Here is a 20,711-nt window from a genome sequence, read left to right on the forward strand (position 1 = left end):
CGTGTCCGGCGCGGCGCACCGGGGATGCGGGAGCGTCAGGAGAAGACGGGGCCCTGCTCCCGCCCGCGCTTGAGCTCGTAGAACCCCGGGTAGGAGGCCAGGGCCAGCGAGCCGTCCCAGATCCTCGCGGCCTCCTCCCCCGTCGGGGCGGGGGTGAAGACGGGGCCGAAGAACCCGGTGCCGTTGACCGCGATGCAGGGGGTGCCGATGTCCTGCCCGGCGACCGTCCGCGCGGCCTCGGTGGAGTCCCGCAGCGCCCCGTCGAACTCGGCGGAGTCCTTGGCGGCCGCGAGCTCGGCGGGCAGCCCGACCTCGGCGAGCGACTCGGTGATGATCTGCTCCAGGTCCTCCATGCCGCCGGGGTGGCGGCGGGTGCCCATCGCGTCGTAGAGCTTCTTGCGCTGGTCGTCGCCGTGGGCGCTCGCCGCGGCCTCGACCACGCGCACCAGCCACATCGACTTCTCGTGGCCGTGGTGGTGGTTGTCCGGGTTGTCCTCGTTCAGGATGCCGAGGGAGATGATCCGCCACGTGACCTCCACGTCGCGGCGGGACTCCACCTCCTCCATCCAGCGGGAGGTCATCCAGGCCCAGGGGCACAGGGGATCGAACCAGAAATCGACCTTGTCCGTCATCAGCTTCCTCTCCTCACGGGTGCGCCCGCCGGGACCGGCGGGCGCCTCACGGAGTACAAGCCACGGATCAGGCGGTTTTGTTCCGGTTCTGCTCCTCACGGATCATCTCGTGCGTGATGATCTCCGGCTCGGCCTGCTTGGCCACGGCCTCGGCGGTGACGAGCACCGCGGCGATGTCCTCGCGGCTGGGCAGCTCGAACATCACCGGCTGCAGGACGTCCTCGAGGATGGCGCGCAGCCCGCGGGCACCGGTGCCCCGCTGGATCGCGAGCTCGGCGACGGCCGTGAGGGCCTCCGGGTCGAAGGTCAGCTCGACGCCGTCGAGCTGGAACATCTTCCGGTACTGCTTCACGAGGGCGTTGCGCGGCTCGGTGAGGATCCGGGTGAGGTCGGCGACGGTCAGCTCCCGCAGGGTGGTGACCACGGGCAGCCGGCCGATGAGCTCGGGGATCAGGCCGAACTTCAGCAGGTCCTCGGGCATGACGTCGGCCATCACGTCCCGGCGCGGGCCGCTCTCCCGCAGTGCGGCGCCGAACCCGATGCTGGTGTGCCCGGCGCGGGAGTCCACGATGTCCTCCAGGCCGGCGAAGGCACCGGCCACGATGAACAGCACGTTCGTGGTGTCGATCTGGATGAACTCCTGCTGGGGGTGCTTGCGCCCGCCCTGCGGCGGCACCGAGGCCACGGTGCCCTCGAGGATCTTCAGCAGGGCCTGCTGCACGCCCTCCCCGGAGACGTCGCGGGTGATGGAGGGGTTCTCGGACTTGCGGGAGATCTTGTCGATCTCGTCGATGTAGATGATGCCCGTCTCGGCCCGCTTGACGTCGTAGTCCGCGGCCTGGATGAGCTTGAGCAGGATGTTCTCCACGTCCTCGCCCACGTAGCCGGCCTCGGTGAGGGAGGTGGCGTCGGCGACGGCGAAGGGGACGTCGAGCCGGCGGGCCAGCGACTGCGCCAGGTAGGTCTTGCCGGAGCCGGTGGGCCCGACGAGCAGGATGTTGGACTTGGCGATCTCCACGTCCTCGTCACCGGCCGCGGTGGCCAGGGACAGGGGCTTGCCGTTCTCCCCGGCCCGGACCCGCTTGTAGTGGTTGTACACCGCCACGGACAGCGCCCGCTTGGCGGTCTCCTGCCCGATGACGTACTGGTGCAGGTGCTGGTAGATCTCGTGGGGTGTGGGAAGCTCCTGCTGCTCCAGGTCCTTGACCTCGCTCAGCTCCTCCTCGATGATCTCGTTGCACAGCTCGATGCACTCGTCGCAGATGTAGACGCGTGGGCCCGCGATGAGCTTGCGGACCTGCTTCTGGCTCTTGCCGCAGAAGGAGCACTTGAGCAGATCCGCGGTCTCGCCGATGCGCGCCATGAATCAGTCCTCTGGTCGGGTACGGAAATCCTCGTCCAGGATAGGCGAGGACCGGGGCCCGCCCCAACACCGGGACGCCCCGGTGCGCCGCGACCGGTCCGGGTCGCGGCGCACCGGGGCTCCGGCGGGACGGGTGCCGCGCGTCAGACGGTGACGGTGGCGGGCTTGTGGATCTTGCGGGACTCCAGGACGTGGTCCACGATCCCGTACTCCTTGGCGGCGGCGGCGGTGAGGATCTTGTCGCGCTCGATGTCGCGGTTGACCTCCTCGGCGGTCTTGCCGGAGTGCAGGGCCAGGGTCTCCTCCAGCCACTCGCGCATGCGCATGATCTCGTTGGCCTGGATCTCGATGTCGGAGGCCTGCCCGCCGCCCTGCCCGGACATGGCCGGCTGGTGGATGAGCACGCGGGCGTTGGGCAGCGCCAGGCGCTTGCCCGGGGTGCCGCCGGCCAGCAGCACGGCGGCCGCGGAGGCCGCCTGCCCGAGGCACACGGTCTGGATCTCCGGGCGGATGAACTGCATGGTGTCGTAGATCGCGGTCATCGCGGTGAACGACCCGCCCGGGGAGTTGATGTACATGGTGATGTCCCGGTCGGCGTCCTGCGCCTCGAGCACCAGCAGCTGGGCCATCACGTCGTCGGCCGAGGCGTCGTCGACCTGCACGCCCAGGAAGATGATCCGGTCCTCGAACAGCTTGGTGTAGGGGTTCTGCCGGCGGTACCCGTAGGGGGTGCGCTCCTCGAAGTCGGGGAGCACGTAGCGGCTGGTGGGCAGGGCGGCCGCGGAACCGGCCGTGGACGAAGGTCCGTAGGTGTAGGTCATCGTTGAGATCCTCGAGAGTCTGGGGTGCTTGCCGGGTCGTGGGGGCGGGACCGCCGAGGTCCTACTCCTGGTCCTTCATGGTCCCGCCGCCGCCGGTCATGGCCCCGGCCGAGCTGGCGATGTGGTCGAAGAAGCCGTAGTCCAGGGCGCGCTGGGCGTCGAACCAGTTGTCCCGGTCGTTGTCGCGGAGGATGGTCTCCAGGGTCTGGCCGGTCTGCTCGGCGGTGAGCTCGGCCAGACGCTGCTTCATCGACAGGATGAGCTCGGCCTGCACCCGGATGTCCGAGGCGGTGCCGCCCATGCCGCCGGAGGGCTGGTGCATGAGGATCCGGGCGTTGGGGGTCGCGTAGCGCTTGCCCTTGGCGCCGGAGGAGAGCAGGAACTGGCCCATCGAGGCCGCCAGGCCGGTGGCCACGGTCACGACGTCGTTCGGGATCAGCTGCATGGTGTCGTAGATCGCCATGCCCGCGGTGACGGAGCCGCCCGGGGAGTTGATGTACAGGAAGATGTCGGCCTGCGGGTCCTCGGCCGAGAGCAGCAGCATCTGGGAGCAGATGAGGTTCGCGTTGTCGTCGCGCACCTCGGAGCCCAGCCAGATGATGCGCTCCTTGAGCAGCCGGTTGTAGACGTAGTCGTCCTGGCCGCCCATCGGGGCGCCGCCCTGCAGGCGCGGGCCGGTGGAGGTTGCGTGGGTCGAGCCGAACGGCGACTCGTGAGCGGAGGTCATGAAACAGTGCCTCTTTCGTCCGTGTGGTCCGGTGATCTCTGAACAGAACACTAGTGCCCGCCCCGGGCCGGAACCGGTCCGCGCCGGGGTTGTTCGCTGATGGCGCATGGTGGCCGCGGCGGGCCCGCCGACGGCGGAGGCGCCGCCGTTCCGGGGGAACGACGGCGCCTCCGGCGCGGGGCTCAGGACCTCACTTGGCCGAGTCCGCGGAGTCGGCGGAGTCCGCCGACTCGGCCGACTCCGGGGACTCGGGCGAGTCCGCCGACTCCTCCTCGGTGCCGGGGGTCGGGGCGGCGGTGGTCTCCTCGGGGGCGACCTCCTCGGCCTGCTCCTCGGACGCCTGCTCCTCGGCGCCCTGCTCCTCGTCCTGCGGGCGGACGAACGCGGAGAGGTCCACCGGGTTGCCCTCGGTGTCGGTGACCGTGGCGTACTCCAGGACCTTGGCCAGGGCCTTGCGGCGGCGGACCTCGCCGACCATCAGCCCGGCCTGGCCGGAGGAGTCCAGCAGCTGCGCGAACTGGTTCGGGTCCATGCCGTACTGCTGGGACATGTTGATGATGTAGTCGATCAGCTCGGACTGCTCGACGCCGATCTCCTCGGCCTCGGCGACCGCGTCCAGCACGATCTCGTTGCGGAAGGCGTCCTCGGCGTTCTTGCGGACCTCGTCCCGGTGCTCCGGGGAGTCGTGGTCGGCCTCGGCCTGCGGGTTGTCGAAGTGCTGGGCGATCTGTTCGTCGATCACGGCCTGCGGCACGGGGATCTCGACCAGCGAGAGCAGCTTCTCCAGGACCTTGTCGCGGGCCTCGATGCCCTGCTCGACGACGGTGCCCTCGGCGGCCTGCTTCTTCAGGTCCTCCTTGAGCTCCTCGATGGTGTCGAACTCGGAGGCCAGCTGGGCGAACTCGTCGTCGGCCTCGGGCAGCTCGCGCTCCTTCACGGCGGTGACCTTGACCTTGACGGTCGCGTCCTCACCGCTGTGCTCGCCGCCGGCGAGCTTCGTCTCGAAGGTGGCGTCCTCCTCGGCGGACAGGCCGGTGATGGCCTCGTCCATGCCGTCGAGCATGGTGCCGGCGCCCACCTGGTAGGACAGGTCGTTGGCGGCGTCGACCTCCTCGCCGTCGACCAGGGCCTGCAGGTCGAGGGTGACGAAGTCGCCCTCGACGGCCGGGCGGTCCACGGTCTTGAGGGTGCCGAAGCGCCCGCGCAGCTCGTCGAGGGCCTTCTGCTCGTCCTCGGCGGAGGCCTCGCGGGCGTCCACCTCGACCTCGAGGCCCTTGTAGTCGGGCAGCTCGATCTCGGGGCGCACGGCCACGTCGATCTCGACCTTGGTGTCGGCCTCACGGTTCGTCTCGTCCGGCTTGGCGACGACCTCGACCTGCGGCTGGGTCAGGGGGGTGATCCCGTTCTCGGCCAGGGCCTGCTGGAAGAAGGTGTTCAGGCCCTCGTTGAGCGCGTTCTCGACGACGAAGTCGAAGCCCACGCGCTGCTCGATCAGCCGCGCCGGGACCTTGCCGCGGCGGAAGCCGGGGACCTGGATCTGGTTCCCGAGCGACTTGTAGGTCTCGTCGATGAACGGCTTCAGTTCCGCGAACGGGACGTCCACGACGATCTTGACCTGGGTCGGGTTGAGTTTCTCGACGGCGCTCTTCACTTCCGCTGCACTCCTGAGTGGTAGGTCGGGTGGGTGTTCTGGGGCCGTGCTCCGGCCCGGGACAGTCGGAAAGGCGGCTGCCCGGTGGACCGGGCAGCCGCTCCAACGTCGGGGCGACAGGACTCGAACCTGCGATCTCCTGCTCCCAAAGCAGGCGCGCTAGCCACTACGCTACGCCCCGGTACCTGCAGCCTCGGCTGCAACGACTGCGGTCCGGTGCTCGGGCACGGACCACCGGCGAGTCTACCGGCTGGGCGGACGCACCCGCACCTCGGCCCGCCGCGAGCTGCCGCGGCCGGTCCGCGGGGGTCCTCCTGGGGCCGGCCCCGGCGCGGGGAGCGCGGCCGGGGATTTGACACCGCACGCGCCGGGCCGGTTAATGGAAAGGCCCGCCACGAGCGGGCGCCGGGGATGTAGCTCAATGGTAGAGCCTCAGTCTTCCAAACTGATTACGCGGGTTCGATTCCCGTCATCCCCTCCCCCGCACGTTCCCGTGCACCAACGCCCCGGTCCGCTCGGACCGGGGCGTTCGTCGTCGGCGGGGTTGCTCCACCCCGCTCACGGCCCGCTCGCCGCCCGCGTCCCGGGCCGGTCGCGGCCGGGTCAGCGGACCAGGCCGACCACCTGCCAGAGCCGGCCGCGGTGGGCGTGGACGGGGCGCAGCCCGTGGGCGCGCAGCACCTCCAGCATCGCCTCGGGCGGGTGCAGGTAGTTGCGGAACGAGCGGCCGGTGAGCCGGTAGAACGCGTTGAGCAGGGCGAGGGACGCCCGGATCCCCGGGGTGTCGGGCGGGAAGCTGAGCACCAGCATCCGTTCCGCGTGGTCCGCCGCGGCCGCCAGCAGCCGCTCGTGGTCGGGATAGCAGCACACCACCCGGTGCAGCACGACGACGTCGTGGGCCGCCACCGCCCCCGGGTCCACCGCGATGTCCAGCTGCCGGCGCACGGTGCGCCCGCGGACCCCGGCCGCCGCGGCGAGCGCGGCCGCCTCGGTCTCGTAGGAGTCCACCAGCTCCAGGTTGGTCGTGCGGGCCGCGCCGCGGCGCAGCAGCTCCAGCTGCACCTCGCCCACGCCGCCGCCGATCTCGAGCACGGACGCCCCGTCCACGCCCCGGGCGGTGAGGAAGTCCAGCACCCGGCGGGTGGTCCGGTCCGGGCCGCGCAGGCGGTACCGGGCGGCCAGCCCGCGGGCCACCCGGGGCCCGAAGACGCTCGCGTAGTTCGCGGGGCCGCAGCAACCGGACATGGCACCAGGATATCCCCGGCTCGGGCCCGGCGGCTCAGCCACGGCGGCTCGGGCCCGGCAGCTCGGGTCCTGCGGTCAGGCCCCGCGGCTCAGGGCCGGCGGCTCAGGGCTGGCAGGCGGGGCACCAGTAGAGGCCGCGGCCGGCCAGCTCCCCGGTCGCCACGGGGGTCCCGCACCGCCGGCAGGGCTGCCCGGCGCGCCGGTAGACGTAGTGGGCGTGCTCGGGCCAGGCCGCGGTCTCGTCCACCCCGGGACGGTCGGCGGGGTCCGTGGTGACGATCCGGCCCAGCCGGGCCCCGGCGCGCATCAGGGCCACGTTCTCCGCCCACAGCCGCCGCACGGCCTCCTCCCCCAGCGCCCGGCCGGGCAGCAGGGGGTCCACGCCGCACCGGAACAGCGACTCCGCCCGGAAGATGTTGCCCACCCCCGCCAGCACGGCCTGGTCCATGAGCAGCACCCCGACCGGACGGCGGCTGCGCCGCACGGCGGTCAGGAACGGCGCCGGGTCGGCGCCGGGGTCCAGCGGGTCGGGACCCAGCCGGGCCCGGGCGGCCTCGGCCTCCGCGCGGCTCTCGAGCACGCACAGCGCGGGCCCGCGCAGGTCGGCCCAGCCCTCGTCGCCCACCAGGCGCACCCGCACCGCGCCCACCGGCGCGGGCGGACGCAGCGGGCCGGCGGCGGGCGCGGCGTCGTCGTCGGCCTCCCGCTCGCCGATCCGCCGCGGCGCCCCGATGGAGGAGGCCCCGCGGAACCGCGCGGTGCCGCCGAAGCTCCACGCCCCGTACAGGCCCAGGTGCGAGCGCAGCACGCGGTCCCCCGCGAAGTCGAGGAACAGCTGCTTGCCGTGGGCGCGGGCGCCCTCCAGGACGGCGCCGTCGAGGGCCGCGGCCCCCTCCGCGAACCGGCCCTGCGGGGAGCTCACGGCCAGGGTCTGGCCCACGAAGCAGTCGGCGAACTGGCGGGCCAGCCGGTGGACCGAGTGGCCCTCCGGCACTCAGGCCTCCCGGGCGGCGGGGAACTCCCGCGGGCGCAGCTCCTCGAGCCGGCCCGCCACGGTCCCGGTGGCCTCGTACTCGGCGACCTGGCCGATCCGCCGCGCGTGGCGCTCCTCGCCGGAGAAGGGCTCCGCGAGGAACGCCTTGACGATCTCCAGCGCCTCCTCCCGGGGGTGCTGGCGCCCGCCGACGGCCGCGACCTGGGCGTCGTTGTGCTGGCGGGCCAGGCGGGCGGTGTCCAGGTTCCAGGCGAGGGCGGCGCGGATCCCGCGGACCTTGTTGGCGGCGATCTGCTCCCCGTTGCCGGACCCGCCCAGGACGATGCCCAGGGAGTCCAGGCCCGCCTCCCGGTCCTCGCGCACGGCGCGCGCGGCGCTGATGCAGAAGGCGGGGTAGTCGTCGAGGGCGTCGTACTCGGCCGGGCCGTGGTCGACGAGGTCGTAGCCGGCGGCGACGAGCTCCTCGACCAGGTAGCGGGAGAGGTCCAGGCCGGCGTGGTCGGTGGCGATGTGGACGCGCATGGGCGGCGTGCTCCTGGGGTTCGCGGGTACGGGGCGGGATCGTGGCGGGAACCGCGCGCGCGGACCGGCCGCCCACCAGCGTAGTTGCTGGCGCGCCGGGCCGGGCCCGGGACGTCCTCCCTCGGGGAGGGTGACGCGGCTGACATAATGGACGGAATCCCTGCGGCCCACCGGCCGTGGGCGCCCCCTGCCCCCGACGAGAGGACGGCACTGAAGTGCCCGGAACCAACCTGACCCGCCAGGAGGCGGCCGCGCGGGCCGAGACCGTCGCCGTGGACGCCTACGACGTGGTCCTGGACCTCACCCGCGGCGAGCGGCTCTTCCGCTCGACGACCACCGTGCGCTTCCGGGCCGTCCCGGGCGCCTCGACGTTCATCGACGCGATCACCGACACGGTGCACTCCGTGGTGCTCAACGGCAGGGAGCTGGACCCCGCAGAGGTCTCCGACGGGGCGCGGATCCAGCTGCCGGGCCTGGAGGACGAGAACGTGCTGACGGTCGAGGCGGACTGCCGGTACATGAACACCGGCGAGGGCCTGCACCGGTTCGTGGACCCGGTCGACGACGAGGTCTACCTCTACACCCAGTTCGAGGTGGCGGACACGCGCCGGATGTTCGCCGTGTTCGAGCAGCCGGACCTCAAGGCGCGCTTCGCGTTCACGGTCACGGCCCCCGCGCACTGGACGGTGGTCTCCACCCAGCCCACCCCGGAGCCCGTGCCGGCCGGTCCCGGCGCGGCCACGTGGTCCTTCTCCCCCACGCCCGTGGTGCCCTGCTACGTCACGGCCCTCATCGCCGGCCCCTACGCCTCCGTGCACGACGAGCTCGTCAGCGCCGACGGGCGCACGGTGCCGCTGGGGCTGTACGCCCGGCGCTCGCTCATGGAGCACGTCGAGGCGGAGGAGATGTTCGGCATCACCAAGCGGGGCTTCGAGTTCTTCGAGGCGCAGTTCGGGATGCCCTACCCCTTCGAGAAGTACGACCAGCTCTTCGTCCCGCAGTTCAACGCCGGGGCCATGGAGAACGCCGGGGCGGTGACCTTCGTGGAGCTCTACGTGTTCCGCTCCCGGCCCACGCAGGCGCGCGTGGAGCGGCGGGCGATCACGATCCTGCACGAGCTGGCGCACATGTGGTTCGGGGACTTCGTGACCATGCGCTGGTGGAACGACCTGTGGCTCAACGAGTCCTTCGCGGAGTTCATGTCCACCCTCGCCGCGGCGGAGAACACCCGCTACACCGACGCGTGGACGACCTTCGCCGCCGGGGAGAAGTCCTGGGGCTACGAGCAGGACCAGCTGCCCACCACCCACCCCATCAAGGCCGAGATCCGCGACCTCGAGGACGTGCTCGTCAACTTCGACGGCATCACCTACGCCAAGGGCGCCTCGGTGCTCAAGCAGCTGGTCGCGTGGGTGGGCCAGGAGCAGTTCATGGCCGGGCTGAACCGGTACTTCCGGGAGCACGCGTGGGGCAACACCGAGCTGCGGGACCTCATGGTCCGGCTCGAGGAGGCCAGCGGCCGGGACCTGGAGCAGTGGTCCGCCAAGTGGCTCGAGACCGCCGGGGTGAACACCCTGACCCCGGTGCTCGAGACCGACGAGGACGGGGTGATCCGCTCCTTCCGGATCGAGCAGACCGCCCCCGAGGAGCACCCGACCCTCCGCCCGCACCGGCTGGCCGTCGGGTTCTACGACCACGACGGCGAGCAGGGCAAGCTCGTGCGCACCCACCGGGTGGAGCTCGACGTCGACGGACCCGTCACCGAGGTGGCCGAGCTGGTCGGCCGGGAGCTGCCGGACCTGGTGCTGCTCAACGACGACGACCTCGCCTACGCGAAGATCCGCCTCGACGAGTGCTCCCTGGACACCGCGCTCACGCACCTGAAGAACTTCGAGCGGACCCTGCCCCGGGCCCTCGTCCAGGCCTCCGTGTGGGACGGCGTGCACGACGGCGAGACCCCGGCCCGCCGCTACGTGGAGCTCGTGCTGGGCAACATCGCCCACGAGACGGACTCCACCGGCATCCAGGTCCAGCTGCGCCGGCTGGAGACGGTGCTGGAGGGCTACGTGGCCGAACCGGTGCGCGAGGCCGTGCAGCACGACGCCGCCGACCGGCTGTGGCGGCTCACCGAGGAGGCCGGGGCCGGGTCCGACCAGCAGCTGCAGTTCCTCAAGGCCTTCGCCCGGCACGCCCGCACGGCCGGCCAGCTCGACGTGCTCGAGCAGCTGCTGGACGGGCGCCGGTCCCTGGCGGGCCTGGCCCTGGACACCGACCTGCGCTGGGCGGTGCTCACCGCCCTGTGCGCCGGGGGGCGCCTCGGGGACGAGGCGGTGGACGCGATGCTCGCCGAGGACAACACCGAGAACGGCGCCATCGCCGCGGCCCGCGCCCGCGCCGCGGTCCCCACGGCCGAGGCCAAGGCCCGGGCCTGGGAGCAGATCATGGTGGAGGGCTCGCTGCCCAACTCCATCCAGGACGCGGCGATCGACGGGTTCCGCACGGCCGCCGACCCGTCCCTGCTCGAGCCCTGGGCCGAGCAGTACTTCGCGGCGATGCCCGAGCTGTGGCGCACCCGCACCCACGAGCTCGCCCAGCAGATCGCCGTGGGGATGTACCCGAACATCCCCACCCAGCGCACCGTCGACGCCACGGACGCGTTCCTGGCCGGACTGCCCGTGGACCTGCACGGGCTGCGCCGGCTCGTGCTCGAGCAGCGCGACGCCACCGCCCGCGCGGTCCGCGGTCAGGCCGTGGACGCCCGGTACGAGGTGGCGCGGGCATGAGCGACGAGCAGAGGCCGCCCGGGCCGGGTCCCGGGCACGCTCCTGAGCCCGGTCGTGAGCCCGGTCGTGAGCCCGGCGGCGCACCGCGCACGGACCCCGCGGCCGCGGCCCCGCCCGGGTCCCGGTCCTTCGCGGTGGGGGCGCCGCTGTCCCAGCTGCGCCGGCCCGTGCCGCAGGTCGGCGACGAGCGGCAGGAGGCCGAGGCGGGCACGTCGGCGTCGTTCTACGAGCAGGTGGGCGGGCACGAGACGTTCGTGAAGCTCGTGCACGAGTTCTACGCCCGGGTGGCCGAGGACGAGCGGTTCCGGGCGCTGTACCCGGACGACGACCTCGGCCCCGCCGAGGAGCGGCTGCGGATGTTCCTCGAGCAGTACTGGGGCGGGCCCACCACCTACTCCGAGCAGCGCGGGCACCCGCGGCTGCGGATGCGGCACATGCCGTTCCCCGTGGACGTGTGGGCCCGGGAGACGTGGCTGAAGCACATGCGCGCAGCCCTGGACACCCTGGAGCTCTCGCCGCTGCACGACGGGATCATCTGGGACTACTTCGACCGTGCCGCCCACGCCATGATCAACCGCCCCGGCTGAGGCCGGTGCCCCGGGTCCGCCGCGGCGGGCTCAGCGCTTGGTGAGCACGTGGCCGCCGGGGGTGCTCAGGCGCACCCAGCGGCCGTTCTCGGCCACGGCGACCTCCGCGCCGGGGCGGAGGAAGCCCAGCGAGTACGCCGCGAACGCCGCGCCGTCCGGCACCGGGGCGCCGCTGAGGCGCCCGGCGAGGGTCTCGGCCCAGCCCGACGAGCGGCCCCAGACCTGCGAGCGCACGGTGTCCACGACGGCGGCGCCCGCGTCCGTGGGCACCGTGCGGGCGACCTCGGCGATCCCGGCCCGGGCCGTCTCGCGCAGGGCGTCACCGGCCACCGCGCCCACCGGCGTCCACCCGCTCAGCGGCGGGGCGATGCCGGCCCAGGAGACGGCCGCGTCCATCGGCGGCAGCCCCACCTCGGCCTGCTCCTGGTCCTGGCGGGGCATCCGGTCGAGCACCCCGCCGAGCGGGACCGTGACGTCCAGCTCGTGCGCGCGGGCCAGCGCGGCGGTGCGCAGCCCCAGCACCGTGGGCGTGCGGTCCAGCAGGCCGTGGGGCTCCAGCACGCACACGTACGCGCCCACGGCGCGCCCGCGCGCCTGGAAGCGCACCGCGCCCTGGGGGTCCACCCCGCGGGCGCGGGTCAGGAAGGTCCGCAGGTCCGCGACGTCGCGCGGGTCGGTCAGCGGCAGGAAACGGCTCATCGGGCTCAGGCCCCGGCGGGAGCGGGCCGGCGGGCGAACCGGGTGGGGGCGTCCACCCACTGCTCGAGCAGCTCGCGCTGCGTGCCGTCCAGGCGGACGGGCCGCCCGGTGCCCCGGTCGATCTGCACGACGGCGGTCTGCGCCACGGCGTAGACGCGCGAGCCGTCCTCCTCCTGCACGGCGTAGTCCAGCACGAAGCTGGACCCGCCCACGGAGGAGACCCACACCCGCACGAACACCGGCCCGGGCCGGTACAGCAGCTGCTCCGTGTACTCGATCTCCTGGCGCCCGATCACGGTCTGGCGCTCCCCCAGCAGGGAGCGGAACGAGGCGCCCTCCGGGATCCCCGCCGCGGCGTCCTCGGGAAGCGCGCGGGACATGAGCCGGACGCGGGCGTCCTCCAGGTACTGCAGCATGGTGACGTTGTTGACGTGGCCGTAGCTGTCGATGTCGCCGAAGCGCATCTGGATGGGGATCAGCAGGGATGACATGCATCCCATCCCATCACACCCGGGCGCCGCCGGAAGCTCACCACGACAGCGCGCCACGACAGCGCGCCACGACAGCGCGCCACGACAGCGCGCCGCGACAGCGCGCCGCGGCCCGGGCGGGCGGCGGGAAGGACCGGGGGCCTTGGCTAGAGTGAAGCCCATGACCTACAGCCCCATCCCGGACCCCACGCAGGCGCTGCTCGACATGCTGGACCTCGCCGACGGCGGCGGCGCCCGCACCCTCGAGGACATCTACGTGGGCCACTCCATCTCCCCCGCCCGCGGCCGGGTCTACGGCGGGCAGGTCCTGGCCCAGGCCGCCACCGCCGCGATGCGCACGGTGGAGCCGGAGCGGATCATCCACTCCCTGCACGCGTACTTCCTGCGCGCCGGGGACGTGTCCCAGCCCATCACCTTCGGCGTGGAGCGGATCCGCGACGGCCGCTCGTTCTCCGCCCGCCGGGTGCACGCCTACCAGGACGGCCGCGCCATCCTCTCGGCCATCGCCTCCTTCCAGGTCCCCGCCCGGGGGCTGGACCACCAGGACGAGTCGCCGCGCAACCTCCCCGACCCCGAGTCGCTGCCCAGCGCCGTCGAGCTGCTGGGCCACATCGACGCCCCGGAGGCGCAGGCGATCGCCCACGAACGGCCCTTCGACATGCGCTACATCACCGAGCCCATCTACTTCCAGCCGGACTCCCGCGGCGAGCCGTTCAACGCGGTGTGGATCAAGACGCTCAAGCCGCTGCCGGACGATCCGGACGTGCACCGCGCGGCCCTGGCCTACGCCAGCGACTACACCCTGCTCGAGCCGATCCTGCGGCTGCACGGGAAGACCTGGATCGAGCCGGGCATGAACCTCGCCTCCCTCGACCACGCCATGTGGTGGCACCGCGAGGCCCGCGCCGACGAGTGGCTGCTCTACGTGCAGTCCTCCCCCAACGCCTCCTCGGCGCGCGGGCTGGGCGTGGGACGGATGTTCACCCGGGACGGCCGGCTCGTGGCCACCACCGCCCAGGAGGGCATGATGCGCTTCCCGGAGTTCGCCTAGCTCCTCCGCCCCCGGCGCGGCCCCCGTCGTCGCGCCGGCTCCGGCGCCGACCACGCGGCGGCGGTGGCTCGCGCCGCGGCGCGGACCTGACCGTGACGCCTGTCCAGCCCCGGCACGAACCCCGGCGTCGGCGCCGATGCGACGCAGGGGCCCGGCCGGTCGGGAGGATCTGGTCCTCCCGACCGGCCGGGCCCCTGCAGCACGTCGGAGGGCACCGGGCCGGCCGCGGTTCCCTCCGGCGCGGATCAGTCGCGGGTCAGGCGGCGGTGGGTGACCCGGTGCGGCCGCGCGGCATCGGCGCCGAGGCGCTCCACCTTGTTGGCCTCGTAGGCCTCGAAGTTGCCCTCGAACCAGTACCAGTTGTCCGGCTCCTCCTCGGTGCCCTCCCACGCGAGGATGTGCGTGGCGACCCGGTCCAGGAACCACCGGTCGTGGGAGACCACCACGGCGCAGCCCGGGAACTCCAGCAGCGCGTTCTCCAGCGAGCCGAGGGTCTCGACGTCGAGGTCGTTGGTGGGCTCGTCGAGCAGCAGCAGGTTGCCGCCCTGCTTGAGGGTCAGGGCCAGGTTGAGCCGGTTGCGCTCGCCGCCGGAGAGGACCCCGGCCTTCTTCTGCTGGTCCGGGCCCTTGAACCCGAACGCCGAGACGTAGGCGCGCGAGGGCATCTCCACGTTGCCGACGTTGATGTAGTCCAGGCCGTCCGAGACGACCTCCCACAGCGACTTGTTCGGGTCGAGGTTCGCGCGGTTCTGGTCCACGTAGGAGATCTTGACGGAGTCGCCGATCTTCAGCTCGCCCCCGTCCAGCTCCTCGAGGCCCACGATGGTCTTGAACAGGGTCGACTTGCCGACGCCGTTGGGGCCGATGACGCCCACGATGCCGTTGCGCGGCAGGGAGAAGGACAGGTCCTTGATCAGGGACCGGTCGCCGAAGCCCTTCTGCAGGCTCTTCGCCTCGATCACGAGGTTGCCCAGGCGCGGTCCCGGCGGGATCTGGATCTCCTCGAAGTCGAGCTTGCGCGTCTTCTCCGCCTCGGCGGCCATCTCCTCGTAGCGGGCCAGGCGGGCCTTGGACTTGGCCTGCCGCCCCTTGGCGTTGGAGCGGACCCACTCGAGCTCGTCGGCCAGGCGCTTGGCCTGCTTGGCGTCCTTCTTGCCCTGCACCTCCATGCGGGCGCGCTTGGTCTCGAGGTAGGCCGAGTAGTTGCCCTCGTAGCCGTAGAGGCGGCCGCGGTCGACCTCACAGATCCACTCGGCCACGTGGTCGAGGAAGTACCGGTCGTGGGTCACGGCCATGACGGCGCCGTGGTAGTCCTTCAGGTGCTGCTCCAGCCACAGCACGGACTCGGCGTCCAGGTGGTTGGTGGGCTCGTCGAGCAGCAGCAGGTCCGGCTTCTGCAGCAGCAGCTTGCACAGGGCCACGCGGCGGCGCTCACCACCGGAGAGGACCTTGACGTCGGCGTCCGGCGGCGGGCAGCGCAGCGCGTCCATCGCCTGCTCCAGCTGGGAGTCGAGGTCCCAGGCGTTGGCGGTGTCGATGTCCTCCTGGAGCCGGCCCATCTCCTCCATCAGGGCGTCGAAGTCGGCGTCGGGCTGGGCCATCTGCTCGGAGATCTCGTTGAAGCGGTCGAGCTTGGCCTTGATCTCGCCGACGCCCTCCTCCACGTTGCCGAGGACGGTCTTCTCCTCGTTGAGCGGCGGCTCCTGCAGCAGGATGCCGACGGTGTAGCCGGGGCTGAGCCGGGCCTCGCCGTTGGAGGGCTGGTCGAGGCCGGCCATGATCTTGAGGATGGTGGACTTGCCGGCGCCGTTGGGTCCCACGACGCCGATCTTCGCGCCGGGGTAGAAGGACATGGTGACGTCGTCGAGGATGACTTTGTCGCCCACGGTCTTGCGGGCCTTGGACATTGTGTAGATGAATTCCGCCATGCCCTCAAGGCTACCCCGCCCCGTCCCCGCCCACCGGCGGGGACGGAGCGGGACCGGCTGGGCCCCGCCCCCGCTCGACCGGGGTGCGGGGGTGGGCCGGACGGGCGGCTCAGGCGGTCGCGGGCTGCCGGCGCTGGCGGCGGCCCGGTTCGGCTCCGGGGCGGATCTCGCCGGTCTCCGGATCGACGCCCTCCGGAGCCGACGGGTCCTCCTCGGCCGGGTCCCGGCTCTCCCCGGAGGCGCCCGCCGTCTCCCCCGGAGCCGGCTGCGCCGTGCTCTCCCCGGCCGGTCCGGGTGATCCGGTCTGCTCCGTGGCCGGGGAGGAGGTGACGGTGCGCTGGAAGCAGGCCGTGCCCAGCGCCAGGTCGTGCCCGATGGAGACGGCGTCCACGTCCACGGCGGTGTTGCGCCCGTGCTCGCCCTCCCAGAACCGGACCTTCAGCTTTCCGACCACCACCACGGGCTGGCCCTTCTTGATGCTCGCCAGCGCGTTGAGCCCCAGCGCGCGGAACGCCTGCACCGAGAACCAGTTGGTGTGCCCGTCGCGCCAGGCCGAGCTCTGCTGGTCGAACCAGCGCGGCGTGGAGGCCAGGCGGAAGGTCACCACCACGGTGCCGTCGGGCAGGTTGCGGGACTCGGGGTCCGTGGCCACGTAGCCGCGGACGGTGATCTGCTCGGTCATCGGGAACTCCTCAGGACGGCGGCCGTTCGGCCGGGGCTGGCCCCGGTGTCGGGGTGCCCCCAGGGTCCTGCGCTCCCGGCCCGGGGCGCGTCCCCGGCGGCCCGGTTGTGGAGGAGCATGCCCGCGGCCCTCGGGTCCCGGGGCCGGTGCAGTGCGGATCGTCCTGCGGCCGCTGGGGCCGGGAACCGGTGCCGGGCGGACCGACCCGCGGCCCCTGATGCCGGGAACCGATGCCGTGCGGATCGCCCTGGGCCCCTGCGTCCGGCAACCGGGGCCGGGCGGACCGACGCGTGCCGTCCGGGCCCGGGAACCGATGGCGTGCGGACCCGGGAACCGATGGCGTGCGGACCCGGCCGGTGGTCGGTGCGGAGCAGGTGGGCGACGTGCCTCAGTCGAGGTCGGCGGTGTCCCAGGTGATCACGCCGAGCGGGCGGTGCTGCTTCTCCTGCTCCTGGGCACACGCCCAGCACCACGGCCCGTGGACGGGTGGCGCCCCGCACGGGCAGAGCCGGATCTGGGCCATCGTGCTCACCTCGATGAACGTTGCAGCGGCCGGTCGGGCGGTGGCCCGCCGGACGTCATCCTGCGCGGGTGCCCTCACTCCTACTACCGGTGCGGGAGCCCCTGTGGATGCAGCGGGGACGTGACGGCCCGGTCGGGGACTCCCCCGGCGGCCGTCGTCCGGGCAGGAACCCGCCCGCGCGGGGGTGGGTCCTGGCCGGGAGCGCCGGACGGAGCGACGTGGCCGGACCCGTGCCCGGTCCCGGGTGCCCGGCCCCAGGTGCAGTGCGGACGCCGGGACCGGGCCCGGAGCACGGCCCCGGCCCCGGCGTGCCCTAGACGATGAGGCCCTGCCCGGTGATGATGCCCCCCGTGCGGGTGTCCAGCTGGACGCAGTGGCTGTCGATGACGCTGCGGATGATGGCCTCCAGGCGGTCGGGGGCGATGTCCTCGTCGACGTGCCGCGCGATGAAGTCCTTGGTGTCCTCCGCGGCCTCCTCGACGGTCTCGTAGTGGTGGTGGCGGGCCCCTCCGCCCACCCACTGCCGGATGATGGTGACGCTCATGGTTCCTCCCCTGATCGGGTCCGCAGGCGTGGCCCTGGCCGCCCCGGGTCTCCCCTCCGGGGCGGCCACTCCGGCGAGCTGCAGCCGGGGTGAGCGAGGATCGTGCTCCCGGCTCGCCCGCCCTGCCGAGGGCGGTACGAGGCCGGGTGGGCCACGTCTCGCGGAACACCTCTTAACTTATGCGAATTCACCGAGTCGGGCTGTCCCCACTTCCGCCCCGCACGGCGGTCGGCGGTGCCACGACCGCACGGGCCGTGACCGCGCACAGCGGGGGTCGTCGCACGCCGACGGTGGGCACCGGTGCCGTGCGTCGCCGGGCGAGGCCGGCAGTCGCGGCGTGCGCCTACTGCGGAGTCGGCGACACCGGGACCCGCGGGTCCAGGAGTCGCTTGGCGCGCAGCGCCGGCTTCTCCACGAGCGTCCACGACAGGAAGGCCAGGGGCAGCACCAAGACCACGGTGAGCACGATGTTCGCGGTCACGCCCCACGCCGCGGTGCCGAGCATGACCAGCAGCTGCTGGACGGGATAGGCGTAGATGTACACGCCGTAGGACAGGTCCGTGCGGGTCGTCCAGTGGTGGGAGGGCAGGGATCCGATGCCGAGGACCGCGACGGCGAGCGGGAACTGGCCGAACAGGTCCGCCCAGCCCTCGTTGGTCAGGACGAGGTACGCAACGACTGCGGCCGCCACGTGCCACGGGCGGGGTCTCCAGCGGTCGGCCCAGGCCCAGACGGCCGCCCCGGCCAGGAAGTAGCCGGCGAGCCGGAGCCCGTTGAGGTAGAGGGTGGTGGTGACCTCCAGCGGGCCCTCGGCGAGCACGCGGAGGCCGATGACCGCCAGGGTCAGTGCGGGCAGGACCCACCGGGCTCGCCGGACGGCCACGGAGAGGCTGAGCACCGCGCCGAGGGCGAGATAGGCGACCGCTTCGTAGAACAGGGTCCACAGGGAGCCGTTCCACGCCCCGTCGACGGGAGCCCCGACGAGCGACCCGTCGATCTCCCACTGGGTGATCCTGAGCGCGCTGTTCGACAGCACGAAGCCCGCGGCCGAGCGCAGGTCGAAGGCCTGGCCGCCCAGGCGGGCGCCCAGGGGCGCGAAGATCGCCGCCACCACCAGGAGGCTGACCAGGAAGCCCGGATAGATGCGCAGGAGGCGTCGCCAGAGGTAGGGCACGAACTGTGTCCGCGTGCGGCTCTCCGCGATGAGATAACCGCTCACCAGGAAGAAGCCGTTGACCGCCACGTCCGAGAGCATCTCCAGTCCGTGGCCGGAGGCACCGGTGAGCGGCCACGCGTGGCCGAGGATGACCATGGCCGCGAACACGATGCGGACGGCGTTGAGAAGGTTGTGACGGCTGCTGAGCCGATCCTTGAGTGTCATGAGCGGCAGGACTCTCTGCGAGGGACCTCACCCGACCCCACGGGTGAGGACCGTATTCTCACATGCAAACGCCTGAAGCGCCATCACGATCGCACGGCATGACGAGGAGGCGACCCGCCGGCGGAGGAACCGGCGGTCACCGCGCCGACCGGCCGGACCCGCACCGGCGCCGCCGGCGGCCACCGGGCCGCCCCGTCCGCGCTCACCCGCGGCCTCCGGCCGCGGCAGGCTGCTTCCGTGCCGACGACGGGGGGCTATGGCCTGTCCGACCAGTCGTTCTCCGGTGCCCCAGGAGGGAGTCGAACCCCCGACCAAGAGATTAGAAGGCTCCTGCTCTATCCACTGAGCTACTGAGGCGGGCCGCCCGGGTCCGTGTCCCGGGCGCCGCGGACGAGTTTACCAACTCGCGGCGCCCGGCACGCGAGCTCAGATGACGGCGCTCTGCACCGGGGGCTCGGAGCGGCCGCGGAGCCTGCGTCCGGTCGCGGGGTCGAGGAACCACAGGTACACCCCGTAGGACAGCGCCACGACCGCCGCGATCAGCCGGCCGGAGCTCAGGTCGAGGTCCAGGTACGGGAAGACGTCGAGCTGGTCCGAGACCGCGTAGATCATGAAGAAGACGGTGAGGAAGAACAGGACGTCCACCTGCCAGTCGCTGCGGATGCCCGTGACCGCGAAGAGCGGGATGAGCCAGACCACGTACCAGGCCTGGATCATCGGGGAGAACAGCACGATGGCCGCGAACGCCCAGGTCAGACGGCGGATGATCCGCTCGTCGCGGCCCGTGAACATCAGCCACAGGATGATCGGCACGGCCAGCGCCTGCCCGATCGAGTGGACCGTGCCGCGCCACTGCCCGGCGTCGGCCCCCACAGCGGCGGCCAGGGCCGACGCCAGCCCGCCCAGGAAGCCCACGGGGGCGTACCAGATGGACACCGAGCCCGGAGTGGACATCGCGGCGACCCAGCCGAAGCCGAAGCCGTTGACCAGGCCCATCAGCCAGAGCAGGGCCAGGGCGTAGACGAGGGTGAGGAACCACGCCACGAAGCGGCGCGTCCACGAGGCGTTCTTCCCGGCCCAGAGCAGACCGATGAAGGGCAGGAAGACGAGCGTGATGGGCTTGACGGCCACGGAGAGGGTGACGAGCGCCGTGCCGGCCAGCCCGCCCTTCCAGTTCCGGTGCACCGCGGCCACGTAGGTGCCGGCCAGGGCCAGGGCGATCATGATCGCGTCGTTGTGCACGGAGACGATGAAGTTGGTGAGGAACAGGGGGTTGGCCACGCTGAGCCACAGGGCCCGGGCGGGATTGATCCCGTGCAGCCGCGCCAGCCGCGGGATCAGCCACATGCAGGCGATCACGGCCAGCACGCACATCGCCCGGAACCACAGCACGGCCGCGTCCGGGTTCGCCCCGGTCACGGCCACCACGAGCTGCTCCAGCCACAGGAACAGGGGCCCGTAGGGCGGCGGCGACTCGGACCACATCTGGTCGGCGCCGAGCTGGAAGAAGTTGTCGATCGTGGAGACGCCGTGCTCGTAGGGATTGAGCCCGCTGGCCATCACCCGGCCCTGGCCGATGTAGGAGTACACGTCCCGGCTGAACAGGGGGATGGTCACGAGCATGGGCGCCGACCAGGCGGCGATGGCGATGAGCACCCACCGCCCGCTGCCGGGACCCCACCGGTTGAGCTTCTGGCCCAGCCGCAGCCACTCCCGGATCAGCAGCATCCCGCCCATCGCCAGCAGGAGGATCGATACGATCGCGCCCGCGGTGGTGAAGCGCATGGCGATGATGACCGGCACCTGGCGCAGCGGGGAGACGGAGGCGAGCCAGCCGACGCCCAGGGAGCCGACGAAGAGCATGAGCGAGCCGACGGTGCCCATGAGCACGGTGCGGAGCAGGGAGCCGGAGACGGACCGGGAGCCGTCGGGGCCCGCCAGCGGTTCGGCGCCCTCGCCCGGCGCCGGCGTCCTCGAAGTGGTCTGCACTGCTCTCCCGATGCGCCCGTCCGGTGGCTGCGGGCGGCCGCGGCTGGGCGCAGCGCGGACCCGTGGTCGCCCCGATCCTATCGTCGCCGACGGGAGAG

19 protein-coding genes and 3 tRNA genes are annotated in these 20,711 nt (G+C 72.5%); 4 read left to right on the forward strand and 18 right to left on the reverse strand.

What is annotated here, in order from left to right:
- Nucleotides 1-35 precede the first annotated feature (35 nt).
- The 6 genes from AYX06_RS03520 to AYX06_RS03545 all read right to left on the reverse strand — a co-directional run bounded on the left by AYX06_RS03520 (nt 36) and on the right by AYX06_RS03545 (nt 5,375).
- The gene (locus AYX06_RS03520; RefSeq protein WP_062734528.1) at nt 36-632 is read right to left on the reverse strand and encodes a mycothiol-dependent nitroreductase Rv2466c family protein; all 597 of its coding nucleotides are present in this window, start codon (nt 630-632) and stop codon (nt 36-38) included.
- A 67-nt stretch (nt 633-699) separates the two neighbouring features.
- On the reverse strand, nt 700-1,995 hold the full coding sequence (gene clpX / locus AYX06_RS03525) for an ATP-dependent Clp protease ATP-binding subunit ClpX (RefSeq protein WP_062734530.1): 1,296 nt from the start codon (nt 1,993-1,995) through the stop codon (nt 700-702).
- 143 nt (nt 1,996-2,138) lie between these two features.
- Nucleotides 2,139-2,816, reverse strand: a complete 678-nt coding sequence (locus tag AYX06_RS03530) for an ATP-dependent Clp protease proteolytic subunit (protein ID WP_062734533.1) — start codon at nt 2,814-2,816, stop codon at nt 2,139-2,141.
- Between the two features lie 61 nt (nt 2,817-2,877).
- Complete coding sequence (locus tag AYX06_RS03535; RefSeq protein ID WP_062734536.1) at nt 2,878-3,543, reverse strand: ATP-dependent Clp protease proteolytic subunit; 666 nt, start codon at nt 3,541-3,543, stop codon at nt 2,878-2,880.
- Between the two features lie 190 nt (nt 3,544-3,733).
- Nucleotides 3,734-5,194 (reverse strand): trigger factor, encoded by a 1,461-nt coding sequence (gene tig / locus AYX06_RS03540; protein ID WP_062734539.1) that lies wholly within the window; start codon nt 5,192-5,194, stop codon nt 3,734-3,736.
- Between the two features lie 108 nt (nt 5,195-5,302).
- Nucleotides 5,303-5,375: transfer RNA gene (locus AYX06_RS03545), tRNA-Pro, on the reverse strand.
- Between the two features lie 226 nt (nt 5,376-5,601).
- Between AYX06_RS03545 and AYX06_RS03550 the strand changes: the two genes are divergently transcribed.
- Nucleotides 5,602-5,672: transfer RNA gene (locus AYX06_RS03550), tRNA-Gly, on the forward strand.
- Nucleotides 5,673-5,797: 125 nt separating this feature from the next.
- Here AYX06_RS03550 and AYX06_RS03555 read toward each other — a convergent pair.
- The 3 genes from AYX06_RS03555 to AYX06_RS03565 all read right to left on the reverse strand — a co-directional run bounded on the left by AYX06_RS03555 (nt 5,798) and on the right by AYX06_RS03565 (nt 7,955).
- On the reverse strand, nt 5,798-6,439 hold the full coding sequence (locus tag AYX06_RS03555) for a methyltransferase domain-containing protein (protein WP_062734541.1): 642 nt from the start codon (nt 6,437-6,439) through the stop codon (nt 5,798-5,800).
- A 103-nt stretch (nt 6,440-6,542) separates the two neighbouring features.
- Nucleotides 6,543-7,433, reverse strand: coding sequence for an Fpg/Nei family DNA glycosylase (locus AYX06_RS03560; protein ID WP_062734544.1), 891 nt, complete (start codon nt 7,431-7,433; stop codon nt 6,543-6,545).
- Nucleotides 7,434-7,955, reverse strand: coding sequence for a ribose-5-phosphate isomerase (locus tag AYX06_RS03565; protein ID WP_062734546.1), 522 nt, complete (start codon nt 7,953-7,955; stop codon nt 7,434-7,436).
- 215 nt (nt 7,956-8,170) lie between these two features.
- On the opposite strand from AYX06_RS03565, the gene pepN reads away from it, so the two are divergent.
- Entirely contained in the window at nt 8,171-10,738 is a 2,568-nt protein-coding gene (gene pepN, locus AYX06_RS03570) for an aminopeptidase N (protein WP_062734548.1), read from the forward strand.
- Nucleotides 10,739-10,905: 167 nt separating this feature from the next.
- Nucleotides 10,906-11,325 carry a globin gene (locus AYX06_RS03575; protein ID WP_062736861.1) on the forward strand — a complete coding sequence of 140 codons (420 nt, stop codon included), beginning with the start codon at nt 10,906-10,908 and terminating at the stop codon, nt 11,323-11,325.
- Between the two features lie 30 nt (nt 11,326-11,355).
- Here the strand turns inward: AYX06_RS03575 and AYX06_RS03580 are convergent, their stop codons facing one another.
- Both AYX06_RS03580 and AYX06_RS03585 read right to left on the reverse strand, forming a co-directional pair.
- Nucleotides 11,356-12,024, reverse strand: a complete 669-nt coding sequence (locus tag AYX06_RS03580; RefSeq protein ID WP_062734551.1) for a hypothetical protein — start codon at nt 12,022-12,024, stop codon at nt 11,356-11,358.
- A 5-nt stretch (nt 12,025-12,029) separates the two neighbouring features.
- Complete coding sequence (locus AYX06_RS03585; RefSeq protein WP_062734553.1) at nt 12,030-12,515, reverse strand: acyl-CoA thioesterase; 486 nt, start codon at nt 12,513-12,515, stop codon at nt 12,030-12,032.
- A gap of 160 nt (nt 12,516-12,675) precedes the next feature.
- Here AYX06_RS03585 and AYX06_RS03590 point away from each other — a divergent pair, with 160 nt between their 5' ends.
- The gene (locus AYX06_RS03590; protein WP_062734556.1) at nt 12,676-13,566 is read left to right on the forward strand and encodes an acyl-CoA thioesterase; all 891 of its coding nucleotides are present in this window, start codon (nt 12,676-12,678) and stop codon (nt 13,564-13,566) included.
- A 245-nt stretch (nt 13,567-13,811) separates the two neighbouring features.
- On the opposite strand, the gene ettA is transcribed toward AYX06_RS03590, so the two are convergent.
- From ettA to mptB, 7 genes are all read right to left on the reverse strand, one after another.
- Entirely contained in the window at nt 13,812-15,494 is a 1,683-nt protein-coding gene (gene ettA, locus AYX06_RS03595; RefSeq protein WP_062734558.1) for an energy-dependent translational throttle protein EttA, read from the reverse strand.
- 109 nt (nt 15,495-15,603) lie between these two features.
- On the reverse strand, nt 15,604-16,176 hold the full coding sequence (locus AYX06_RS03600; protein WP_062734561.1) for a single-stranded DNA-binding protein: 573 nt from the start codon (nt 16,174-16,176) through the stop codon (nt 15,604-15,606).
- Nucleotides 16,177-16,564: 388 nt separating this feature from the next.
- Nucleotides 16,565-16,699 carry a hypothetical protein gene (locus AYX06_RS20710; RefSeq protein WP_261775371.1) on the reverse strand — a complete coding sequence of 45 codons (135 nt, stop codon included), beginning with the start codon at nt 16,697-16,699 and terminating at the stop codon, nt 16,565-16,567.
- 313 nt (nt 16,700-17,012) lie between these two features.
- Complete coding sequence (locus AYX06_RS03610) at nt 17,013-17,243, reverse strand: hypothetical protein (RefSeq protein WP_047804588.1); 231 nt, start codon at nt 17,241-17,243, stop codon at nt 17,013-17,015.
- A gap of 343 nt (nt 17,244-17,586) precedes the next feature.
- Complete coding sequence (locus tag AYX06_RS03615) at nt 17,587-18,624, reverse strand: acyltransferase family protein (RefSeq protein ID WP_062734568.1); 1,038 nt, start codon at nt 18,622-18,624, stop codon at nt 17,587-17,589.
- A 284-nt stretch (nt 18,625-18,908) separates the two neighbouring features.
- Nucleotides 18,909-18,981, reverse strand: a tRNA-Arg gene (locus tag AYX06_RS03620).
- Between the two features lie 69 nt (nt 18,982-19,050).
- A complete protein-coding gene (gene mptB, locus AYX06_RS03625; RefSeq protein ID WP_232319385.1) occupies nt 19,051-20,613 on the reverse strand; it encodes a polyprenol phosphomannose-dependent alpha 1,6 mannosyltransferase MptB in 1,563 nt (520 codons plus the stop codon).
- Nucleotides 20,614-20,711: the final 98 nt, after the last annotated feature.

The sequence above is a fragment of the Kocuria turfanensis genome (genome assembly GCF_001580365.1).
GTDB classification, from domain to species: domain Bacteria; phylum Actinomycetota; class Actinomycetes; order Actinomycetales; family Micrococcaceae; genus Kocuria; species Kocuria turfanensis.

Bases quoted from the DNA above. Each gene is read 5' to 3' on its own strand.
- AYX06_RS03520 (WP_062734528.1), bottom strand. From the start codon at position 632: ATGACGGACAAGGTCGATTTCTGGTTCGATCCCCTGTGCCCCTGGGCC.
- clpX (WP_062734530.1), bottom strand. From the start codon at position 1,995: ATGGCGCGCATCGGCGAGACCGCGGATCTGCTCAAGTGCTCCTTCTGC.
- AYX06_RS03530 (WP_062734533.1), bottom strand. From the start codon at position 2,816: ATGACCTACACCTACGGACCTTCGTCCACGGCCGGTTCCGCGGCCGCC.
- AYX06_RS03535 (WP_062734536.1), bottom strand. From the start codon at position 3,543: ATGACCTCCGCTCACGAGTCGCCGTTCGGCTCGACCCACGCAACCTCC.
- AYX06_RS03555 (WP_062734541.1), bottom strand. From the start codon at position 6,439: ATGTCCGGTTGCTGCGGCCCCGCGAACTACGCGAGCGTCTTCGGGCCC.
- AYX06_RS03565 (WP_062734546.1), bottom strand. From the start codon at position 7,955: ATGCGCGTCCACATCGCCACCGACCACGCCGGCCTGGACCTCTCCCGC.
- AYX06_RS03580 (WP_062734551.1), bottom strand. From the start codon at position 12,024: ATGAGCCGTTTCCTGCCGCTGACCGACCCGCGCGACGTCGCGGACCTG.
- AYX06_RS03585 (WP_062734553.1), bottom strand. From the start codon at position 12,515: ATGTCATCCCTGCTGATCCCCATCCAGATGCGCTTCGGCGACATCGAC.
- AYX06_RS03590 (WP_062734556.1), top strand. From the start codon at position 12,676: ATGACCTACAGCCCCATCCCGGACCCCACGCAGGCGCTGCTCGACATG.
- ettA (WP_062734558.1), bottom strand. From the start codon at position 15,494: ATGGCGGAATTCATCTACACAATGTCCAAGGCCCGCAAGACCGTGGGC.
- AYX06_RS03600 (WP_062734561.1), bottom strand. From the start codon at position 16,176: ATGACCGAGCAGATCACCGTCCGCGGCTACGTGGCCACGGACCCCGAG.
- AYX06_RS20710 (WP_261775371.1), bottom strand. From the start codon at position 16,699: ATGGCCCAGATCCGGCTCTGCCCGTGCGGGGCGCCACCCGTCCACGGG.
- AYX06_RS03610 (WP_047804588.1), bottom strand. From the start codon at position 17,243: ATGAGCGTCACCATCATCCGGCAGTGGGTGGGCGGAGGGGCCCGCCAC.
- AYX06_RS03615 (WP_062734568.1), bottom strand. From the start codon at position 18,624: ATGACACTCAAGGATCGGCTCAGCAGCCGTCACAACCTTCTCAACGCC.